Below are 3,042 nucleotides of genomic sequence, written 5' to 3'. Positions count from 1 at the left end.
ATGAAGAAAAAAGGTTTGCTGTTCGGGATTGCGGCGATTTTGTACTTTCCAATCGGCGTGATAATGGCATTGACGAAGAAATATAAGTAATCAGAGCGCCAACCTGTTCAAAGCGGGTGGGCGCTCTATTTTTATAGAGTGATTGTGTGGATATTAAGGAACGAATTAAGAGTGTCATAGAGTCAAAAGGTCCCAGCTACGAGAGGTGTTTTAGTTTGTCTGATAAGTGAGCCTACTTTGAAAAGTGTAAGTCTTTGATTGAATCATTATTGTTTTTTTCACTACTTTTTTATTGGAGAATCGCCCTTTTCCCAATTTGTAGGTCCTTCGTCAAGTGGTATAAATTTATTCCAATATTCTCCTGATTGCTTGTCAAAAATAATGATATTATTGTCATTAGCAGGAACCAGATCATACCTGTATTCACCGCTAACACCGGCTTCATTTGATTTATTTTCGGATATGACCATTTGAAAAATACCTAAAATAGTGAAACCTATTATTATTGCTAAACCGATGATAATTGATGAACTATTTTTCATTTTAAACCTCCTATTTTCATAATACTATCATTATATATTGCTGGTTCCAAAATAATCCAATTAATTTTAAAATATAGTTTTTACGAAAATATCCTTTTCATAAATCAAGCTTATCCTTGAAGTAATTTTCCTTGTGTTTCAAACTCGGTTATAGGTTTATTTAAATTCATCAAATCATGTCAGCTTAAAAACCATTATTGGAATCATTTTGGCTCTCCGACCGATACCAGCGAGGAGTTTTTAGTTATTTGTCTCGTTGAGCAGTTCCAGAGCAGACGGATGGAAAAATCAGGCGTGGAGCCACATATCACCTTACCTTAAAGACAAAGGGCGGGCTCTCGCACGATTTAGCCTGGCTTGAACGGGTTCGCGAGGTATGTAAGAGGGTTAAGCCTTTCCGTGTGGTGATGGGGAACCGGCATATTCCGGGGAATCGATTCTGTATGTAAGCGGACAATCTGCAGGCAGTCTCGCCCTCGCCGGAGCTGGTTACGCATAATTTTGAGTTGGATGATTTCGTTCCCCATCTGACTCTTGGAAAGGAGAGGTACGGCGGGGAGATTTCAAGAGGAATGTCGAAACATGACTTATGGGAGATGGGACGAGAGGCAAAAGTGCACTTGAGCCCGTATCCAGTGCTTGATATAGGGTTTATTCGGGTGTATAGGCTTAATGACAAATTTGTTAGATATGAAAGGTATGAGGATATCCTGTTAGTAGGTCCAAAAGGAGGGGTGAGCTGAAAACCTAGTAATATCAAGGGTTTTCGGCTCTTTTTTTGTAGGATTGGTTGACTGGTAGTCTTTTAAAATGACAAAAATCTTCTATCTTTTGCGAAAAGTGGCGAAAAGTTTCCTTTGATTTGGAAGCGATTTCACATTATACTTAAAGAGTATTATTTTTTGTTCTTTTGTATTAGATTCACATGATCTAAAGCGCCTGAGCAGGAATAGTAACACTTTATGTGCTATGGCACTAGGAGGAAAGAAAGATATGGAACAAGGTAAAGTAAAATGGTTTAATGCAGAAAAAGGTTTTGGATTCATCGAGCGCGAAGCAGGTTCTGACGTATTCGTGCACTATTCTGCGATTCAAGGCGAGGGCTTCAAGACTTTAGAAGAAGGCCAGTCTGTTAGCTTCGCGGTAGAAGAAGGACAACGTGGTCCTCAAGCTGCGAATGTAGAAAAACTATAAGAAACCATGAAAAAACCAGATTCTCAAACAGGGAATCTGGTTTTGTTCGTTTCTTAAGGGTTCTGGCGGATCAGCTCTTCAATCCGTTTAGCGATTCGTTCGGCTGTTGTCTCGAGGCTGAGGGCTAGTTCTTCATAAAGGATAGGGGATACCTTCATAAGCGTCTGGGCATCCTGGCTTGGCAGCTTCTTGTCGATCGCGGCAAGCTCGTATTTCCTGCGGATGATCGTATTGACCATTTGGGCGATCTCAAAATGATCACTTGAGTCCAGTGCATCCTGGTATTTATGGTTCCGGAATGTCGGACGCTCATTCCACTCGCTTGCAGGCTGCGTGAAGACCTGAAGAATCTCCTCAGCTGTCTTAGCCGTAATGATAGGCGATAGCTTTGAATTCTCACATTCTACTGGATGGTATAATTGCAGTGACTCATTCTGGTAGGAGCGCAAGGTGTAGTAAGGCGCCTTTGGCCCCATGAAGCTCTGCTCCTGAATATCTTCGATGATGCATACGCCGTGTATTCCGTAAAAGACCTTCTCCCCAATCGAATACATATAAATATTGCCTCCCTGTTGGTTACCTTCTTTCCAAGTAACCGTATATTAATAAAATAATAGATGAATAGCCGTCTTCTCTTTTCGGCAGTCCATTGCCGTTCCTTTGTCAATCCCTTAACATCTTGGCAATCGTATTTGCGACGATTCGCAGCGGCTCAGCCGATTTCTGGGCAAGGCAAAGCATCATGCCGCCCTCAATGATGGCACTTAAGCTGACAGCGGTTGTCTGTGCTGCTGTTTCTGTGAATCCTTCAGCCATTAATTTCTGTGAATAGATGACCTGCAGGTTCTCATACAATTGGGCGCATGCCGCACGAACCGGGTCGCTTAAACTAGCCATCTCGCTGACCATGCTGCTGACGGTGAAGCCGGTAATCGTGCCTGTCTCCTCATACTGGGCGATCAGCATGTCAATCATGGCCGTAACGGCTACAAGCGCACTCGTATGCTGAGCGAAGATGTCCTCAATTTGGCTGGTGATTGATTCGTTCAATGAATGGAGGCATGCAATGAGCAGCTCCTCCTTGCCGTTCGGGAAATGGTGGTATAGTGAGCCTTTCGTAATGCTGCATTCTCGGAGGAGTTCGTTTAATCCCACTCCTTTATAGCCCTTTTGCTGAAAAAGGACCGTAGCGGTTTCAATGATTCGTGATTTTGTTTCCAACAAACAGGCACCTCCATACCAACCGGTCTGTCTTTATTATATCAAAAATAATCCAGTACCCCCAAATGATTGAATTGTGTGGTAA

At 42.5% G+C, this 3,042-nt stretch carries 4 protein-coding genes; 1 reads left to right on the top strand and 3 read right to left on the bottom strand.

Annotation, left to right across the window (positions count from 1 at the left end; translation table 11 throughout):
• Positions 1 to 281: 281 nt before the first annotated feature.
• Complete coding sequence (locus ACI35L_RS05300; protein ID WP_439802395.1) at positions 282 to 542, bottom strand: hypothetical protein; 261 nt, start codon at positions 540 to 542, stop codon at positions 282 to 284.
• Between the two features lie 993 nt (positions 543 to 1,535).
• Between ACI35L_RS05300 and ACI35L_RS05295 the strand changes: the two genes are divergently transcribed.
• Positions 1,536 to 1,736 (top strand): cold-shock protein, encoded by a 201-nt coding sequence (locus ACI35L_RS05295; protein WP_049670426.1) that lies wholly within the window; start codon positions 1,536 to 1,538, stop codon positions 1,734 to 1,736.
• Positions 1,737 to 1,789: 53 nt separating this feature from the next.
• On the opposite strand, the gene ACI35L_RS05290 is transcribed toward ACI35L_RS05295, so the two are convergent.
• Together ACI35L_RS05290 and ACI35L_RS05285 are read right to left on the bottom strand one after the other, a co-directional pair.
• Entirely contained in the window at positions 1,790 to 2,290 is a 501-nt protein-coding gene (locus tag ACI35L_RS05290; protein WP_049670427.1) for a CarD family transcriptional regulator, read from the bottom strand.
• A gap of 109 nt (positions 2,291 to 2,399) precedes the next feature.
• Positions 2,400 to 2,960 (bottom strand): TetR/AcrR family transcriptional regulator, encoded by a 561-nt coding sequence (locus ACI35L_RS05285; protein WP_439802394.1) that lies wholly within the window; start codon positions 2,958 to 2,960, stop codon positions 2,400 to 2,402.
• Positions 2,961 to 3,042: the final 82 nt, after the last annotated feature.

The sequence above is a fragment of the Pradoshia sp. genome (assembly GCF_051873915.1).
GTDB lineage: Bacteria > Bacillota > Bacilli > Bacillales > Pradoshiaceae > Pradoshia.
The sequence above is the reverse complement of the archived record's forward strand: the minus strand, read 5'-3'. Positions and strand labels throughout refer to the sequence as shown.